Annotated in this window: 16 protein-coding genes and 1 riboswitch; of the genes, 8 read left to right on the top strand and 8 right to left on the bottom strand. The window is 73.5% G+C overall.

Going from position 1 to position 16,396, the window contains the following annotated elements; all coding sequences use genetic code 11:
- Nucleotide 1: 1 nt before the first annotated feature.
- The 5 genes from ABGB11_RS17130 to ABGB11_RS17150 form a co-directional block, all read right to left on the bottom strand.
- A complete protein-coding gene (locus ABGB11_RS17130) occupies nt 2-2,080 on the bottom strand; it encodes a VWA domain-containing protein (RefSeq protein WP_347633791.1) in 2,079 nt (692 codons plus the stop codon).
- Nucleotides 2,077-2,622, bottom strand: a complete 546-nt coding sequence (locus ABGB11_RS17135) for a histidine phosphatase family protein (RefSeq protein WP_347633793.1) — start codon at nt 2,620-2,622, stop codon at nt 2,077-2,079. Before ABGB11_RS17135 ends, ABGB11_RS17130 begins: the two co-directional genes overlap by 4 nt.
- Nucleotides 2,623-2,641: 19 nt before the next feature.
- The gene (locus ABGB11_RS17140; protein WP_347633795.1) at nt 2,642-3,373 is read right to left on the bottom strand and encodes a CbtA family protein; all 732 of its coding nucleotides are present in this window, start codon (nt 3,371-3,373) and stop codon (nt 2,642-2,644) included.
- A 1-nt stretch (nt 3,374) separates the two neighbouring features.
- Nucleotides 3,375-3,551 (bottom strand): CbtB-domain containing protein, encoded by a 177-nt coding sequence (locus tag ABGB11_RS17145; protein ID WP_021595803.1) that lies wholly within the window; start codon nt 3,549-3,551, stop codon nt 3,375-3,377.
- A gap of 83 nt (nt 3,552-3,634) precedes the next feature.
- Nucleotides 3,635-3,695, bottom strand: a riboswitch (cobalamin riboswitch).
- Between the two features lie 22 nt (nt 3,696-3,717).
- A complete protein-coding gene (locus tag ABGB11_RS17150) occupies nt 3,718-3,873 on the bottom strand; it encodes a hypothetical protein (RefSeq protein WP_347633797.1) in 156 nt (51 codons plus the stop codon).
- On the opposite strand from ABGB11_RS17150, the gene ABGB11_RS17155 reads away from it, so the two are divergent.
- Both ABGB11_RS17155 and ABGB11_RS17160 read left to right on the top strand, forming a co-directional pair.
- The gene (locus ABGB11_RS17155; protein WP_347633799.1) at nt 3,872-4,780 is read left to right on the top strand and encodes a class I SAM-dependent methyltransferase; all 909 of its coding nucleotides are present in this window, start codon (nt 3,872-3,874) and stop codon (nt 4,778-4,780) included. The two genes, ABGB11_RS17150 and ABGB11_RS17155, sit on opposite strands and share 2 nt — an antisense overlap.
- A 49-nt stretch (nt 4,781-4,829) precedes the next feature.
- Complete coding sequence (locus tag ABGB11_RS17160; RefSeq protein ID WP_347633801.1) at nt 4,830-5,675, top strand: LLM class F420-dependent oxidoreductase; 846 nt, start codon at nt 4,830-4,832, stop codon at nt 5,673-5,675.
- 104 nt (nt 5,676-5,779) lie between these two features.
- Here the strand turns inward: ABGB11_RS17160 and ABGB11_RS17165 are convergent, their stop codons facing one another.
- Nucleotides 5,780-6,601 (bottom strand): SAM-dependent methyltransferase, encoded by an 822-nt coding sequence (locus tag ABGB11_RS17165; protein ID WP_347633803.1) that lies wholly within the window; start codon nt 6,599-6,601, stop codon nt 5,780-5,782.
- Between the two features lie 126 nt (nt 6,602-6,727).
- Here ABGB11_RS17165 and ABGB11_RS17170 point away from each other — a divergent pair, with 126 nt between their 5' ends.
- From ABGB11_RS17170 to ABGB11_RS17195, 6 genes are all read left to right on the top strand, one after another.
- Nucleotides 6,728-8,056 carry a cytochrome P450 gene (locus ABGB11_RS17170; RefSeq protein WP_347633805.1) on the top strand — a complete coding sequence of 443 codons (1,329 nt, stop codon included), beginning with the start codon at nt 6,728-6,730 and terminating at the stop codon, nt 8,054-8,056.
- A gap of 27 nt (nt 8,057-8,083) precedes the next feature.
- Nucleotides 8,084-8,263 carry a hypothetical protein gene (locus tag ABGB11_RS17175; protein WP_347633807.1) on the top strand — a complete coding sequence of 60 codons (180 nt, stop codon included), beginning with the start codon at nt 8,084-8,086 and terminating at the stop codon, nt 8,261-8,263.
- 9 nt (nt 8,264-8,272) lie between these two features.
- A complete protein-coding gene (locus tag ABGB11_RS17180) occupies nt 8,273-8,743 on the top strand; it encodes a hypothetical protein (protein WP_347633809.1) in 471 nt (156 codons plus the stop codon).
- An 82-nt stretch (nt 8,744-8,825) separates the two neighbouring features.
- Entirely contained in the window at nt 8,826-10,268 is a 1,443-nt protein-coding gene (locus ABGB11_RS17185) for a DUF1990 family protein (protein ID WP_347633811.1), read from the top strand.
- Nucleotides 10,265-10,915, top strand: coding sequence for a DUF1990 family protein (locus tag ABGB11_RS17190; protein ID WP_347633813.1), 651 nt, complete (start codon nt 10,265-10,267; stop codon nt 10,913-10,915). The genes ABGB11_RS17185 and ABGB11_RS17190 overlap by 4 nt, the downstream gene beginning before the upstream one ends.
- A gap of 152 nt (nt 10,916-11,067) precedes the next feature.
- Nucleotides 11,068-11,658: a LuxR C-terminal-related transcriptional regulator gene (locus ABGB11_RS17195; protein WP_347633815.1), complete on the top strand. Its 591-nt coding sequence runs from the start codon at nt 11,068-11,070 to the stop codon at nt 11,656-11,658.
- Between the two features lie 76 nt (nt 11,659-11,734).
- Here the strand turns inward: ABGB11_RS17195 and ABGB11_RS17200 are convergent, their stop codons facing one another.
- Together ABGB11_RS17200 and ABGB11_RS17205 are read right to left on the bottom strand one after the other, a co-directional pair.
- Nucleotides 11,735-16,075 (bottom strand): beta-ketoacyl synthase N-terminal-like domain-containing protein, encoded by a 4,341-nt coding sequence (locus ABGB11_RS17200; RefSeq protein ID WP_347633817.1) that lies wholly within the window; start codon nt 16,073-16,075, stop codon nt 11,735-11,737.
- 2 nt (nt 16,076-16,077) lie between these two features.
- Nucleotides 16,078-16,380 carry an acyl carrier protein gene (locus ABGB11_RS17205; RefSeq protein ID WP_347633819.1) on the bottom strand — a complete coding sequence of 101 codons (303 nt, stop codon included), beginning with the start codon at nt 16,378-16,380 and terminating at the stop codon, nt 16,078-16,080.
- Nucleotides 16,381-16,396: the final 16 nt, after the last annotated feature.

Genomic DNA, 16,396 nt, shown 5'->3' on the forward strand with positions numbered 1-16,396 from the left:
CTCAGGCCGCCTTCCTGTGATCGCGGACGGCCCCGCCGAGGTCGTCCAGCGGGACGAGCCGCGCCCCGAGCCGGACCGCCAGCCGCCCCGCGAGGCCGAGCCGCACCGGGCCGGACTCGCAGTCCACGACGATCGCCGCCGTGCCCGCCAGCAGCCCCGCGGCACGTTCCACGTCGCCGCCCGCGGTGGCCCGGCCGTCCGTGACGACCACCAGCAGGGGGCGCCGCGCCGGGTCCCGCAGCCGCTCGGCGCGCAGGACCTCGGCCGCCCGGACGAGCCCGGCGGCGAGCGGCGTGCGGCCGCCGGTCGGCAGCGCCCGCAGCCGCGCCGCCCCCGCCTCGACGGACGACGTCGGGGGCAGGACCAGCTCGGCCGCCCGGCCCCGGAACGTGACGAGGCCGACCTTGTCGCGGCGCTGGTAGGCGTCCAGCAGGAGGCTGAGGACGGCCGTCTTCACCGTCGTCATCCGGCGGCGGGCCGCCATCGAGCCGCTGGCGTCCACGACGAACAGCACGAGGTTGCCCTCGCGGCCTTCGCGGACCGCCTCCCGCAGGTCGTCCGGCCGTAGCACGAGTCCCGCGCCGTCCCGGCCGCGCGCCCGCTGGTGCGGCGCGGCGGCCAGCAGGGTCGCGACCACGTGCGGGTCCCGGACCCTCGCGTCCGGGCGCCGCGCCCCGGTGACCCGCCCCCGCGGCGTCCGCGCCCGCGACCGCCGCCCCGCGACACCGTCACCGACCCCGGGCACCTCCAGCATCGGCACCGCATACGGCGCCAGAGCCACCGCGACCCGCTCACCCGGCACGCCGCCCGCCGCGTGATCACCACCGCTCCCCACGCCGTCGCCACCCCCAGGCGGGTCGTTCTGCCGCGGGGCGTTGTCGCCCCACGCGGGGTCGTCGCCCCGCGGAGGGCGGTCCCTCACTGCGCCGCTTTCCCGCCCTGCGGAATCTTCCCCCCGCGCGGGGTCCTCTTCCGGTGGGGTGCCGCCCTCCTGCGCGCCGCCGCCCTCCTGCGCGCCGCCGGTCTCCTGCGTGGTGCCGCCGCCGGGCGGCGGGTCGTCATCGTCGGGTGATGTGCTGCTCAGGAGCTCGTCGAGCAGTGACTCGTCCAGGCCGGGGGCGTCGAACGGGTCGCGCCGGCGCCGGTGCGGCAGCGACAGCCGGGCCGCCGCGCGCACGTCCTCGGCCGTCACCACGTCCCGCCCGAGCCAGGCGGCGTGCGCGAGCGCCGCGTTCGCCGTGACCAGGTCGGCGCGCAGCCCGTCCACCTCGAACCCGGCGCACACCGCCGCGATCTGTTCGAGGCGCCGGTCCGGCAGCCGGACGCCGTCCAGCCGCTCCCGCGCGGCGCCGATACGCCCGGCGAGGGTGGCCTCCGCGTCCGCCCACCGCGCGGCGAACGCGGCGGGGTCCGCCTCGAACGCCAGCCGGCGCCGGACGACCTCGGCGCGTTCTTTCGGGTCCCGGGACGCCCTCACCTCGACGGTCAGCCCGAAGCGGTCGAGGAGCTGGGGACGCAGCTCGCCCTCCTCCGGGTTCATCGTGCCGACCAGCAGGAACCGGGCGGCGTGCCGGACCGACACCGACTCGCGCTCGACGTAGCAGGTGCCGAGGGCGGCGGCGTCCAGCAGCAGGTCCACCAGGTGGTCGTGGAGCAGGTTCACCTCGTCCACGTACAGGACGCCCCGGTGCGCCGCCGCGAGCAGCCCCGGCTCGAACGCCTTCACGCCCTCCGTCAGCGCCCGCTCGACGTCCAGCGACCCGGCGAGCCGGTCCTCGGACGCGCCGACCGGCAGCTCCACCAGCGCGGACGGCCGCCGCTCGGCGGGCCCGCCCGCCTCGTGCGGCCCGTCCGGGCAGTCCGGGTCCGGCGCCGCCGGGTCGCACGCGAACCGGCAGCCCGCCACGGTGTCCACGGCGGGCAGCTGCGCGGCCAGCGCGCGCACGATCGTCGACTTGGCGGTGCCCTTCTCGCCCCGCACCAGGACGCCGCCCACCCGTGGTGAGACGGCGTTCAGCAGCAGCGCCAGCTTCAGGTCGTCCAGCCCGACGACGGCGCTGAACGGATAGGTGGCGTTCACTCCGAGACCTTCCGGTTGACGTGTGCGACGCGCCAGCCGCCCCTGGCGGCGGTCAGCCTTGTCGTGGACAGCGGCGCGAGATCGATCCGGTCGGCCGCGAGGACGCCGACGCCGAGTGCGTGGGCGAGCGCGGCCCGGATGGCGCCCGCGTCGCAGACGGCGACGCCGGACGGCCCGGTGCCGAGCCACGCCCCGACCCGCGCCGCGAGGTCCGCCCGGCTCTCGCCGCCGTGCGGGGCGGCGTGCGGGTCCGCCAGCCAGGACGCGAGCGCGTCCGGCTCGCGGGCGGCCACCCGCGCGTACGCGGTCCCGGCCCACCGGCCGTGGTCGGCCTCGGCGAGGGCCGCCTCGGGGCGGGCGTCGAGCCCGAGCGCGGCGCAGGTCTGCCGGGCGGCCGGCGCGGGGGAGGTCCAGCACGCGCCGTCCGGCAGCCGCCCGGCGAGCGCCCGCGCCCGCGCCAGCGCGGACGGGTCGGCGGCCTCGCCGGCGGGGAAGCGGGCCTCCCGCATCCCCGCCGACGTCGCGTGGCGGACGAACAGCACCCCGTTCAGGCGGGCCCGCTCATGCCGGCGCCGGGGCCGGCGCGGGACGCGCCGCCCGGTCGCAGAGCCACCCGAAGAGCGTGCCGAACGACGCCCAGAACACCATCTGCGTCCCGAGCGAGGTGATGCGGAACCGCCACAGCAGCGTGGCCGGGAAACCGTCCGGCACCTCGTCGACCCCGGGCAGCAGCAGCGACGCCACGACCACGGGGATAAGGAAGGCGAGTACGGCCGCGGGCCAGCGCGCCCACGGCCCGCCCGGCACGCTCCGCGCCGTGGTCACCGCGATGGCGGCCGAGAGCAGTCCGACACCGATCATCGCCAGGTACAGCACGGTCCGGCTGTTGATCGTCTCCGGGTCGCCCACCGCCGGCGGGTTCGCCGGGTACTTGACGAACGGGACGAGGATCACGGCGGCGAAGGCGGTCCCCGCGGCGGCGAGCGCGAGCCCGCCGTCCGACCGCGGGCCGACACGCCCCCGCAGGGCCGCGAACACGAGCGCGAACACGCCGCCGGCGGCGAGCCCGTAGAGCCCGGTGGCGAGGAACAGCCCGGCCTTCTGCGTGCCCCGGCTCACCTCTTCGCCGTGCTCGTGGGCCGCTCCGGCGGCGTGCTCGTGCGCTGCGGCGGCGTTCTCCAGTGCGATCGCCTCGTCGATCCGGGGTTCACCGGCCGCGAAGGCGAAGGCGCCCGCGACGAGACCGGCCAGCAGGCCCAGAAGCAGGCCCCTGACCAGCAGGGTGCGCACCATGTCAGTGGCAGGGCACGCCGAGCAGGTGCCGCCCGTCGTGCATCAGCTCGTGGAGGTAGCCGCCGGTCTGCGACACGGCGCCGTTGTCCATCAGGACGAGGTAGCCGAGCAGCAGCAGCACGGGGACCGCGAGCAGCCACGGAACGATTCGGTGAAGGGGGATGGTGCGAGCGGGCATGCTGCGTGCAGACGCAGTGCTCACGGTGCCTCCGTAGGGGATCTAGCGCGTCCCGGACAATGAGGTCGCGATCACCCGAGCGACCTGGCTCCCGGGATCTGCGTCCCGGATACAGTGGCGCGTCCGCACCGGCCTCTCACCGGATTTCCCTCGGGCGACCGTGAAATCAGCCGAACGGTACGGCGCCGTGGACACCGCTGTCAATGTCGTCCACTCTGGCCGAAACGGCGGTTGCGGTCATGACGCTCTGTTCACCTACCATGACGAATTCGGTGCTTCGTGTCCCTCGCTCCCGCACCACGATGACGATGGAGTCGTTCATGATCAGCCAAGACACCGGGCGTCCCGCCTCGCTCGACGATGTCAAGGGGTGGTTCCCCAAGGTCGACCAGCTGCTCTTCACCTGGTTTCTGGAACGCCAGGAACGCCTGGGGCAGCGCGGCGACCTCGTGGAGCTCGGCTCCTACCTCGGCAAGAGCGCCATCCTCATGGGGCGGCACCGGCGCGAGGGCGAGACCTTCACCGTGTGCGACCTGTTCGACTCCGACGCACCGGACGACTCCAACCAGGCGGAGATGGAGGGCTCGTACTCCACCCTGACCCGCCGGGCGTTCGAGTCCAACTACCGCGCGTTCCACGATGAGCTCCCGGTGATCGTCCAGGGGCCCACGTCGCTCATCCTCGACCAGGTCCAGCCCGAGACCTGCCGGTTCGTGCACGTGGACGCGTCTCACCTGTACGAGCACGTGCACGGCGACATCCGGGCCGCGCACATCATGCTGCCCGCCGAGGGTCTCGTCGTGTGCGACGACTACCGGTCCGAGCACACCCCCGGCGTCTCCGCCGCGGTCTGGGAGGCGGTGGCCGTCGACGGGCTGCACCCGATCTGCGTCACCACCCAGAAGCTCTACGGCACCTGGGGCGACCCGGCCGCCGTCCAGGACGAGCTCCTGGAGTGGCTGCGCGGCCGGGAGGACGTCTGGCACGAGGTCCAGGAGGTCGCCGGCCGGCCGCTCGTCCGCGTCAAGGCCAAGGCGGCGAAGAAGAAGAACGACTCCGCCAAGGTGAAGGAGCGGCTCGCCCAGGCGGAGCAGCGGCTGGCCCGCACGGAGGAGAAGCTGGCCCGCGCCAGGCAGGAGCTGGAATCCGTCCGCGGCTCGGTCAGCTTCAAGGTCGGCCGGAAGCTGACCGCGCTGCCGCGGGCCGTGCGCGGCGGCCGCGAACCGTAGGCCGGGATCCCGCCCCCGCGTCGATAGAACGCGTTCTAGTATCGGACGCATGCGACACGGCATCGTGCTCTTCACCAGTGACAGGGGCATCACGCCCGCCGCCGCCGCGAAGGCCGCAGAGGAGAACGGGTTCCACACGTTCTACGTGCCCGAGCACACGCACATCCCGGTCAAGCGCGACGCGGCGCATCCGGGCACGGGTGACGAGACGCTGCCCGACGACCGCTACACGCGCACGCTCGACCCGTGGGTCTCGCTGGCGTCCGCGGTGACCGTCACGTCCACGATCCGGCTCGCGACCGCGGTGGCGCTGCCGGTGGAGTCGGACCCGATCACGCTCGCCAAGGCCGTCGCCACGCTCGACCACCTGTCCGGCGGGCGGGTCACGGTCGGCGCCGGGTTCGGATGGAACACCGACGAGCTCGCCGACCACCACGTCCCGGCGGGCAGGCGCCGGACGGTGCTGCGCGAGTACGTCGAGGCGATGCGCGCGCTGTGGACCGAGGAGCAGGCGTCCTACGCCGGGGAGTTCGTCTCGTTCGGCCCGTCCTGGGCCTGGCCCAAGCCCGTCCAGCCGCACATCCCGCTGCTGATCGGCGCGGGCGGCGGGCCGAAGACGTTCGCGTGGATCGCCGCCCACGCCGACGGCTGGATCACCACCCCGATCGAGCGCGACATCCTGCCCAAGGCCGCCGCGCTCCAGGCCGCCTGGAGCGACGCGGGGCGGAGCGGCCGGCCGGAGATCTCCGTCCTGGCCGCGATGCGCCCCTCGCCCGAGGACATCGCCGCCTGGGAGGAGGCCGGCGTCACCGAGATCATGTGGGGCCTGCCGGACAAGCCCGCCGACGAGGTCGTCGCCTTCCTCGACCGGCACGCCCGGCGCCTCGGCCTCTGACCGCCGGCGTTTCCGGAGCCCGGGGGAAAGGAGCGCTTACTCACCCCTGCGGGAACTGGTCAAACCCGGTGGACGCTGGAATTACAAATTTCAACCAAAATGGCTCAGGTGCGGGCCGGTCCGCCCTCGCCCGGGCCCACCTTGCGTCCGACGCCGGCGTAGCACCATTGGCGGTCGGCCCGGAGTGGAACGGTAGAACGAGGGTCCGGACGCCACATCGACAAAGTGGTGAGTCCCGGATCGACGAGTTCGAAGCCGTCGAACAGGCGCGCGATGTCCGCGCGGGCACGCAGGGTGATCTGATACGTGGCCTTTTCGTATACCGCGCCCGCGTCCCGGACCCGGCTGTCGGTGTCGAAGTCGCCGGTCACGTGCGACACGGCCAGGTAGCTCCCGGGGACGACGGCGTCGCGGAGGCGCGCCACGATCCCGGGCGGGTCGTCGTGGTCGCCGATGAAGTGGAGCACCGCCAGCATCAGCACCGCGACCGGCCGGTCGAAGTCGATGAGCGCGTTCAGCTCCGGATCCTCCAGGATCTCACCGGGGCGCCGGGCGTCGCCCTGGATGACGGTGACCTCGGGCGTGGCGGCCAGCAGCGCCCTCCCGTGGGCGAGCACGACCGGCTCCCGGTCGACGTACACGACGCGGGCGTCGGGCGCGACCTGGTGGGCGATCTCGTGCACGTTGCCCTGGGTGGGCAGCCCCGAGCCGATGTCGATGAACTGGCGGATGCCGGACTCGGCCAGGAAACGCACCGCGCGCCGCAGGAAGGCGCGGTTCTCGCGCGCCATGAACGGCGTGTCCGGAGCATGCCGGACCACCTCTTCCACGGCCTCCCGGTCGGCGGCATAGTTGTCCTTGCCGCCGAGGAGGTAGTCGTACATTCGCGGGACGTTCGGCGTATTCACATCGATGCCGTCCATCATCTCCTCCCGGCCTCTCGAGGGCGGATCGTGTCCGGCTTCGGACTTATCGCGATTCGTCCCCGAACATGTAAGCATTGTGATCAACTCGGGGACAACCGAAGCCGAGATCTGTACGCGGGAGCGCAAATGCCAGGCGACGCCAGCACAGCATCGCAAATCCCTGGACCGCCCACCGAGTCGGACGGCGGCGCGGCCATCGCGGCGGCCGGCGGGCTGCACAACTACCAGCTCGACCTGCACGCCGAGTACGGGCCGGTGGTGCGCTTCCCGCTGCCCGGCGCGGGCCTCGCGGTGTCGGTCGCCGACCCCGTCCTGCTGGAGGCGACCGCGAAGATCGACAAGCGTCCGGAGAAGCTCTTCGAGTTCCTGGCTCCCCTCCAGGAGTCGGGCAACCTGCAGACCATCCCGGCCGCCGAGCACGGCCCGTGGCGGCGGGCGATGCTGTCGGTGCTGGCCGGGCGCCCCTCGCACGAGGCCCACTTCGCGCAGTTCACCGCATTGGCCACCGGCATGGCCGACCGGTGGGCGGCGCGGGCGACCGACGGCCCGATCGCCCTCCAGAAGGACCTCAGCGAACTGTCGCTGAGCATGATCTGCCAGTACGCGCTCGGCAGCGGCCTCGGGTCCGAGGAGTCCGCCGGACGGGTCGTGTCCGCGTTCGAGACCGTCCTCACCCACTACATGGGCCAGGCGGACGCGTCCGGCGGCGAGGAGGCGCGCCGGGCCGAGGAGGCCCTGGCCTACCTGCGCGCGACCACCGACGAGGTGCTCGCCGCGCACCGCGAGCGGGGCGACGCGGGCCGCAGCGACCTGATCGCCGCCCTGGCCGCCGCCGGCGAGTCCCCGGCGCGGATCCGCGACACCGTCCTGATGACCATGCTGGCCGCCCACCACACCACCGGCGTCGCCATCTCCTGGACCCTGTATCTCCTGGCCCGGCACCCGGACGCGGCGGAGCGCGCCACAGCCGAAGTGGACGAGATCCTCGGCGACCGTCCCGCCCCTGACTACAGTGACCTCCGCAAACTGACCCACCTGGACGCGGTCGTCAAGGAGGCCATGCGGCTCTACCCGCCCGGCCCCTACGGCGCGCGGGAGGCCACCGAGGACGTCCGGCTCGGCGAGTACACCGTCCCGGCCGGCACGACGATCTTCTATCCGTTCTGGGCCGTGCACATGAACCCCGAGTACTGGCCCGACCCGGAGAGGTTCGACCCCGGCCGGTTCACCCCGGAGGCGTCCGCGGGACGCCACCGCCTCGCCTACATCCCGTTCGGGCTCGGCCCGCGGAGCTGCGAGGGCGCCGCCCTGGCCATGGTCGAGGCCGAGCTCGTCCTGGCGATCCTGCTCAAGCGGTTCCGCTTCGAGCTCGCGCCCGGCCAGACGATCACCCCGATCGAGCGCTTCGTCCTCTGGGCCGCCGACGACATCCGGATGAACCTCGGCGCCCGCTGACGGCCGGTCCCGCTGGGCTCGCCGCCCGTGACGATCGATGACTGGTGGGGCCTCGTCGAGCGGGCCCGCGCCGCGGTGGGCGACCGTGCCGACGACCGGAACCCGCCCGATGATCCGCTGCCCGGCGCGCTGGCGGACCTCGGCGTCTCGCGGCGCTCTTCGCCGGCTGGCCGCGCCGTGCGGGGTGGGGGCCCCGCCGCGGGGTAGAGGTGACGCATGATCGCAGAGGAAGGCTCCGCCGACCGGCCCGCGGCCCGCCATCTCAGGCCGGGGGGCGCCACCGACGAGGCCGTGGCCGCGGCCGGCCGCGTGACGGAGGCGCTGGAGACCACGGAGTGCGCGCGGGGTCACCTGTACGCGTTCCATCAACTGACCGGCCGGGCGGACGGGCAACTGGACGAGGCCGTGGAGCTCCTGCGCGCCGCGGGCCACGGCGACCTGGCCGACCGGGTCGCCGAGGAGCTGATCGGCCGCAACGTCCTGCGGGGCCGCTGGACGTTCCAGCTCGTGGAGGAGTACGACGAGGGCTACTACCAGGCGTTCCACCGTCTGGAGGGCGAGGTGCGCGACCGCCTCACGGGAGGCCGGCGGCACGTCCAGGAAGCCGAGATGAAGGAGCGGCGGCGGACACGCGGCCTGCCGTCGCACACCGCCGCGCCGGAAGGCGAGCCGGGCCCGCCGCCGTGATTCGGCGGGATCGGGCCGGGTAGGCCACGCCCATCGGCCCGGCGGATGCCGGGGCACCGATGCGACGGTATCGGGGGGCGCCGTGCGAGTACGATGGCGGCGGCGTGCGCGGGCGGTGCGCTGGCCCGCGGGCATGGGCATCGCCCTGTGGCGGTGGTTGCGGAACTCCCGCCGGGTCCGGCGGGGCCGGCTCCGCACGGGAGCCGTGGCCGAGATCAAGCGGATACCGCGCCGCGACGTCGAGGGGATCCAGCCCCCCCGGGAGGGCACCGGGCCGGTCTACCAGCGGCGCTACACGGTCCGCCTCTCGGACTGCCCGCTGAGCGCGGCCCAGCTGATGGAACGCCTCGGCAAGGACCTCAACGCGGCCTCCCCGGTCGAGGTCGCCGTCTTCGACAAGACCGTGGGGGACGCCCGGCCGCTGGAGGTCGGGGACGAGTACGTGGTCCACATGCCCGGGCCGTGGAACTGCCCGGTCCGGGTGGTGGAGCGGACGCCGGAGTCGTTCCGGTTTGCAACGCTCCAGGGCCATCTGGAGGCGGGGGAGATCGAGTTCCGGGCCCAGGACCTCCCGGGCGGCGGCGTCGTCTTCACCATCGAGTCCTGGGCGCGCAGTGCCGACCGCCTGGGGAAGGCGCTCTACGTGGGCCTGGGCATCGCCAAGGAGATGCAGCTGCACATGTGGACGCACTTCTGCACCCGGGTCGCCGAGCTGTCGGGCGGCCGCATGATCGGTGCCGTGGAGGTCTGGACCGAACGGGCGGACGTCTCGGGCCCCGGGCGCTTCCAGCGGCTCGTCACCGGCGCGGTCACCTCCGCCTTCGCCCGGCCCTTCGCCCTGGCGACGAAGCTGCGCGACCGGCCGCTGCATCCCCGGGGCCTGGTGTTCGACGCCACCCTGACCCTGCACGGGACGTCCCGGTACTGGGGCGTCCCGCTCCTCGACGACCGCACGGCACTGCGCGGCCGTGCGCGGCTCTCCCGCGCGGTCGGCCTGCCGCCCCTGCTCCCGGACGTGCTCGGCCTGGCACTGCGATGGCGGCAACCGTCCTCAGGAGAGGCGGAACTGCTCCTGGCGACGACCGGCCAGACCCGGCTGGGCCGCCACCTGCTACGACCCGCGACCAGGTGGAGCCCGGCGTTCTACGGCTCCCTCCTCGCGTATCGCGCCGGTGACCGCAAGGTCCTGCTGGGCGCGGTCGCGCGACGAGGCTCGCACATCCCCGCTGACCTCGTCTCCCTGGCCCGCGCCCTGGACGAGCGGCCCCTGCTGCTGGACCTGGTGGTGGCCACCGAGTTCGGCCCCTGGGAGCGATTCGGTGAACTGCGGATCCAGGGCCCCGCGCGGGACGACGACAGCGAGCCGATGCGCTTCAACCCCGTCCTCAATCGCATAGCGCACCTGCCTCCCGCGGGCGTCCTCCAGCAGGCGCGCGGCGTCACCTACGCCGCCGTGCGGAATGCGGCCCGCCGTGCCGGGCATGCACGCTCCGACCGGTCGCCCCTGCCGGAGAGGACCCGATGAGACCGAGGACCCGCGTCGAGCAGCGGATGCGCCGGCGCCACGCCGGCTTGCACCGGCTTCCCCTCAACTTCGATCCGGACGAGCACGACATGAGCCGTCCGGAACGGGGCTGGCACGTCGACGACTTCCGGCAGCCGCTGCCACCGGAACCGCCCGGCCCGCCGGTCGAGGGAGGAAGCTGGGAGGTCGCCCGCCGCCTCGTCCGCGACTACGAGTACGCCGACCCGCGCATCATCCGGGAGATCCGCCGCTCGGGACCTCCGGAGCCCGGACGGGACATGCTGCTCGAAGGCCGGTTCTACGGGCTGCGCTTCTACCTCGGCCTCCGCGTCGGAGACGTCGTCGACGGGGTCGTCGACGTCGACGGCCGCCGCGCGCGCGTGTGGGGCTGGCACTACCGGACGCTCCAGGGCCATCTCGAACGCGGCCAGATGGACCAGGAAGTGCGCAAGTGGCTCGACACGGGCGAGGTGGAGTTCCACGTCCACGGCTTCTCGCAGCGGGCGTCCATCCCGAACCCGATCGTGCGCCTCGGCTTCATCCTCTTCGGCCGCGCCACCCAGCTCCGCTTCTACCGACGAGCATGCCGCCGCATGAAGACCCTCACCACCGCCGCCCTCAAGGAGAGACCTCCAGCCCGGACATGACACCGTCCCGGGACGGTGGAGAAGCCCGCAACCCCGAATGTCACTACGGCTGGACGACGCACACCTGCATGAGTGGTGAAGCGGATCTGAAACCGGATGCTGGCAGACTGCCACCTGCGCTCAGCTGCGTAAATCGGGGAGGAAGGGCGTGCGTGATCAGAGTTGAGCTGTTCGACAACATGCCGATCTATGCGAATGGCCTTTCCGCCTTGCTCAGCCAGAACGGGATCACCGTGACAGGGATTCACTCGGATCTGCAGAGCATCGGGTCGTGGTGGCGGGCGGACGTTCTCGTGATGGCACTCCCGATCGCGCACGACGCGCTGGCCGGCGCGGCGTTCTCCCTCGGGGCTCCACCGCTGCTCCTGGTCACCGATGACGCTTTCGCGGTCCGTTCGACGCCGCTCGCCGCCTACGCCTGTGGCTGCGTGAATCGCGAAGCGGATGGCACGAGCTTCGTCTCGGCCGTGCGGGGAGCGGCCCGGGGCGCGCGGTTCTGGGAGGGCACCGAGGACACCGAGCCGGCCGCGCTGGCGCCGGCGCAGCGGCTCGGTTCGCTTTCCTCGCGTGAGCACCAGGTCTTGGATCTCATCGCACGGGGGTTCACGCACAACCAGGTCGCGACCCGCCTGGGCATCAGCCGGCACACGGTCGACACCTACGTCAAACGCATCCGGTCCAAGTGGGCTCTCGGCAACAAGGCCGACCTGACCAGGGCGGCGATGCTGGCGCTCCGGAACTGATCCCCAACCGGTTCCGCCGGATGGCCGGGCCGGTGGGCGGATGCGCCCTGGTTCCCTCTTCGGGGTCCGCTGCCGATCACCGTCCCGCATCGGGGCGGACGAGAATCGCGCCCTCGGCCTGGCCCGCCAGTGCCCGCAGCACCACCTGAGCGCATTCGACCGGATCGAGGCCGGGCCGGGATGACGTCGGGTCCGCGAGGCCGGCATCGGTGGCCGCCGGTCCGGTCCGGCCGTCACCCGTGCCGCGCTCCTGCGCGGTGAAGCCGTCGATGCTCACGAGCACGGTGCAGTCCGGTGCGATCAGCTCGATATCGCCGGCCGCCATCGGGGTCGCCGTCGGCGATTCCCGGCGCAGGTGGCTGTGGAAACCGGCCGGCAGGTCGCCGTACACCCGCATCCGGCGGATGGCCGCCGGCGCGAAAGAGCCTTCGCCGGCCGCCAACATGGCGGCGGTCGCGGTGTCCAGGAGCGCGGGATGCAACCGGTGCTCCGAGAGGTCGGCCGCGAAAGCGCTCATCAGCGTGACCGACACGAGCTTTTCCCGGCCGGTCTGAGCGGTCGCCGTCACGTTGTGCCAGCGCGGGCCGATCGTGAACGGATGCCCCTCCGGCAGGTGCACGCGCCGGCCGGTCTCCGTCATCCGGGTGGTGAGCGCCGCGAGATCGGCCACGGGCGCGCTGCCGTCGTACCCGGAGATCCAGCCGGTCGCGTGGAGGACCCGGCCGTCCTCGGGGGCCGACCTGATCGCGAACTCGTACCCACCGCCGGAAGGGGCGATCGTCACGTGCGCGGAGCGGGTTCCCTGGACGGTGAACGGTTCGTGGAAGGCCACGTCACGCAGCTCGACCGCCGCGCCGGAATCGGCGGACTTCTCGCCGAACAGGCCGATGACGAGGTCGAGCCAGGCGGTCTCCGGCATCACCGGAGTCCGGCCTGTCCGATGCTCGTCGAGCGTCCAGTGGGTGCTCGCACTGAACTCCATCTCCCACGTCATCGCGGCCGGCTGCTCCGGGTCTGCCGTTGCGCCGGTCGGTGCGGTGCCGGTCGGTGTGAGGTCGGGCGGAACCGGGCAGATGATGCTGACCGGGCGGCCGGACGGCGGCGGCGTCACCGCCATCGCATCGAGGACGGCGTCGCCCGCCGCGTCCACGGCGCGGCCCGTCCTGCCGGAGAAGAGCACGGCGAAGTCGAGAGGTGGCGCGTCGGCGAAGACCTCCGCGAGGTTCGCCGAGCCCAGGGCTTTCCTGACGGAGACGGCGGCCGCTTCCGGCAGTGCGTTCGTCGCCGGTCCCGCGTCATTGCCGATATGGAACAGCCCGTTGACCGGTCCGAACCGTGCTGTGAGTGCGACCAGTTCGCCGCGCAGGGCGTTCCGGTCGCCGACGTCGGCGGCGATGGGATGCAAGTCCATGCCGCGGGCGCGCAGCCTGTCGCCGAGTGCCTGCGCGACCGCGAGGCTCGGCCCGTCGAGCCCGCCGGTGACCACGTAGACGCCGCCTTCGCGAAGCCCGTCGGATCCGGTGGCGGGAAGCGCGAGCGGGCATCCGGTGGGAAGCCACCGGTTCCGTCCGCGAAGCGCCACCAGGGGAGCCGGCAGGCCGAGCCGGAGCTCCGCGGCGATGTCCGCCGCTCTCACCCGGTCGCCGATGTCGATCACGCCGCCGCGCATGCCGGACGCGGTGAGGAGGTCGCGAGCCACGCCGAGGAGCACGGCCCTGGCGGGATCGACCCGGTCGTCTCCGGAGACGTCCACCGCACCGGTGGTGAGGATGTGGAACGCGGGTGTGCCGGGTCCGGACCGCCGGCCGGTCGCGAGCTCCGCGAACGTGACGTGGCTCTCGGCCGTCCCCTCCACGTGGGCGGGGAGGAGGGCGGATCCGGCGGCCGGCGACGCCGCCAGACTGGCGGCGTGGACGAAGGCGTCAGGCCGCTCACCGCTCTCCTCCATCACGAGCCCGACACGCCGCAGGTCGCCGGCGCCGCCGATGACGAACCCCGCGTCCGTCTCGGCGAAACCCTCACCGCGGCGGATCACCGTCGTCCGGTAGCCGGCGAGCCGGAGGGCGAGCAGGACGCGCTCGGCCTGCTCGCCCTCGTCGGGCGACAGCACGAGAGCGCTTCCGGCGCTGCCGTCCGCGGTCTCCGGCCGGGGCCGGCGCACGAATTCCACGGTGCTGAACGGCGGGTCGATCCAGTACCGGTCTCGCTGGTAGGGATAGCCGGGCAGGGCCACCCGCCGGGACGGGGCCGGGTGGCCGGCGGCTTCCCAGTCGACCTCCACCCCGTTGACCCACAGCTCCGCCACGGCGTGTGCTATGCCGTCCAGATCCTCCTTTCCCGCGGGCAGCCCGGCCACGACGGGGACCGGCGGGTCGACCGTCACAGGGTCGCCGAGCGCGGTGCCGGGCCCGACGTCCAGCAGCAGCCGGCCGGGCGAGTCCAGCACGGCCCGCAGCGCCTGGCCGAGCGGCTCGGGCCGCATGGACCGGCCGGTTAGGAGCCCTGGAACGATGGACTCCAGGTCGGTGACGCGCCGGCCGGTCGTCCCCGAGTAGATCGGTATCCGCGGCGGCCGAACCGGTGCCGCCGCGATGGCGGCCGCCCATCGTGCAGCGGCCTCTCGTGCGTCGCCGCCGCCCGGGTGCCCGGCCATCGCGCGGGCGCGTACCGCCTCCACCGCGGCGGGGAGGTCGATCAGGCCGGCGACGGTGGCCGCGGTGACCTCGCCGAGGCCGTATCCGAGGGCGGCGTGCGGTTCGACGCCGAAATCACGCCACATGGCGGCCAGCGCGCATTGCATGGCGAACAGGAGGGGCTCCACCACAGCGGGGTCGTTCGCCGGCCGGTCGGCATGCCAGGTGTCGTACAGGCGGCGGGCACCCGCGCGTTCGAACAGCTCCAGGCACTCGTCCATGGCCACGGTGAATGCGCGCACCGACCCGTAGAGGGCGATGGCCGCGCGTGGCGGGAGCGTGTCCATCCCGGGGAACAGGAGCACGGTGGACGCGTCTCCGGCGTGACCGGTGAGCCGCCGGGCGGGGTCGGTCAGCGCCTTGGCCGCGTCGACGGAGTCGGTGCACACGGCGGCGAGCCGAACGGGATGTGCGGTACGGCCGTGTTGCAGGGTCGCCACGGCGTCGGCGAAATGCTCGTCGCCGTGCGCGGCGAAATGGCCGGCGAGCCCGGCCCGCAGCTCCTCCGTGGCGCGGTCGGACCGCGTGGACAGCACGATGACATGGGGCGGGGTGCCCGGCGCCGGTGCGGGCAGCGGGTCCGGGTCCGGCACATCGCCCACCACCATGTGGACGTTGGTTCCGCCCAAGCCGAACGCGCTCACCGACGCGACGCGTGGCCGGTCGGCCTCCCGGGGCCAGTGGCGGAGCTCGGTGGCGATCGTGAACGGGGTCGAGGCGAGGTCGGGCCGGGGAGCTGACCGCGTCGTCCCGATCGTCGGGACGATCGCCTCGCGTTCCAGCATCAGCACCGTCTTGATCAGCCCGGCGATGCCGGTCATCGCGTCGAGGTGCCCGATGTCGCACCTCACCGAGCCGATGACGGTGCCCGGGTGGGGCGGCCGGTGGTCGGCCAGCATCGCGAATGCCTCCGCGAGGGCGCCCACCTCGGCCGAGTCGCCGAGCGGCCTGCCGGTCGCGTCCGTCTCGACGTACCCCACCTCCGCCGGGTGCACGCGGGCGAGCGCCATCGCCTCGGCGATGACCGCCGCCTGCCAGGAGACGCTCCGCGCGCTGAACGACGCCTTGCCGGCGCCGTCGTTGTTGACCGCGCTGCCTCGGATGACGGCCCTGACGGCGTCGCCGGCCGCGATGGCGTCGGCCAGGCGGCGGAGCACGACGACCCCGGCGCCGCTGCCGGAGACCGTGCCGGACGTGCTCTGGAGGCCGTCCGCCCGCCGGCCGCGGCCGAGCGGCAGGTCGACCACCGAGCCGCCCGCGATGGCCAGATCGCAATCGCCCGCCCGGAGTGACTGTGCCGCCATATGGGCGGCGACCAGCGAACCCGAGCATGCGGTGAGCACCGTCATGCTCGGCCCGTGGAGGTCGAGCGTGTACGACGTGAGCGTCGCGAGGTGGTCGGCCGGTCCGCCGCTGCCGAACACGCCGGCGGACTCGTCGATGCCGAACGGATCGTAGCCCGCGTTCTCCAGCGCGGCGTGGCACGTCTCGATGAACATCCGGATCTGCGGGTCGCAGAGGCGCGCCTCGTCCGCGGTCATTCCGAACAGGTCAGCGTCGAACCGGTCGACGTCCGGCGTTCCCGGGTCGGTCCGCGGTCCGCCGGCCGGGGGAGAGGGGAGGGTCTCCACGCCCGAGGCCAGGTTGGCCCAGTATCCCTCAAGGTCGTGCGCACCCGGCAGCCGGCAGGCCATCCCGACCACCGCGATGAGGTCGTCGGTCATGGTCACGAACCTTTCCGTCGCCACAGACGAGATCTGAGCGCGCGTCGCTCGTACGGCGTCCAGGCGGTGCCCACGGGTGGCCGGCCGGCTCCTCGACCGGCTGGTTCGGCCGAGCCGGCGACGAACACGGCGAGAGCGCGCACGGTCGCGTGCTCGAAGAACGCGGAGACGGGCAGTTCGCGGCCGATCCGTCGCCGCAGGCGGGCGGACACGCCGATCATCGCCGCGGAGTCCAGTCCGGCTTCGAAGAAGCCGGCGTCCACGGGGATCGTCCAGCCCACCTGCTCGCGGATCGAGTCGGTCAACGCGGTGACGATCTGC

Source organism: Actinomadura sp. B10D3 (assembly GCF_039871695.1).
GTDB lineage: Bacteria > Actinomycetota > Actinomycetes > Streptosporangiales > Streptosporangiaceae > Spirillospora > Spirillospora madurae.

What these genes read in the sequence shown, in the direction of transcription:
- ABGB11_RS17165 (WP_347633803.1), bottom strand. Translation starts at nt 6,601, where the DNA reads ATGATGGACGGCATCGATGTGAATACGCCGAACGTCCCGCGAATGTAC.
- ABGB11_RS17140 (WP_347633795.1), bottom strand. Translation starts at nt 3,373, where the DNA reads ATGGTGCGCACCCTGCTGGTCAGGGGCCTGCTTCTGGGCCTGCTGGCC.
- ABGB11_RS17170 (WP_347633805.1), top strand. Translation starts at nt 6,728, where the DNA reads ATGCCAGGCGACGCCAGCACAGCATCGCAAATCCCTGGACCGCCCACC.
- ABGB11_RS17200 (WP_347633817.1), bottom strand. Translation starts at nt 16,075, where the DNA reads ATGACCGACGACCTCATCGCGGTGGTCGGGATGGCCTGCCGGCTGCCG.
- ABGB11_RS17145 (WP_021595803.1), bottom strand. Translation starts at nt 3,551, where the DNA reads ATGCCCGCTCGCACCATCCCCCTTCACCGAATCGTTCCGTGGCTGCTC.
- ABGB11_RS17155 (WP_347633799.1), top strand. Translation starts at nt 3,872, where the DNA reads ATGATCAGCCAAGACACCGGGCGTCCCGCCTCGCTCGACGATGTCAAG.
- ABGB11_RS17150 (WP_347633797.1), bottom strand. Translation starts at nt 3,873, where the DNA reads ATGAACGACTCCATCGTCATCGTGGTGCGGGAGCGAGGGACACGAAGC.
- ABGB11_RS17180 (WP_347633809.1), top strand. Translation starts at nt 8,273, where the DNA reads ATGATCGCAGAGGAAGGCTCCGCCGACCGGCCCGCGGCCCGCCATCTC.
- ABGB11_RS17190 (WP_347633813.1), top strand. Translation starts at nt 10,265, where the DNA reads ATGAGACCGAGGACCCGCGTCGAGCAGCGGATGCGCCGGCGCCACGCC.
- ABGB11_RS17160 (WP_347633801.1), top strand. Translation starts at nt 4,830, where the DNA reads ATGCGACACGGCATCGTGCTCTTCACCAGTGACAGGGGCATCACGCCC.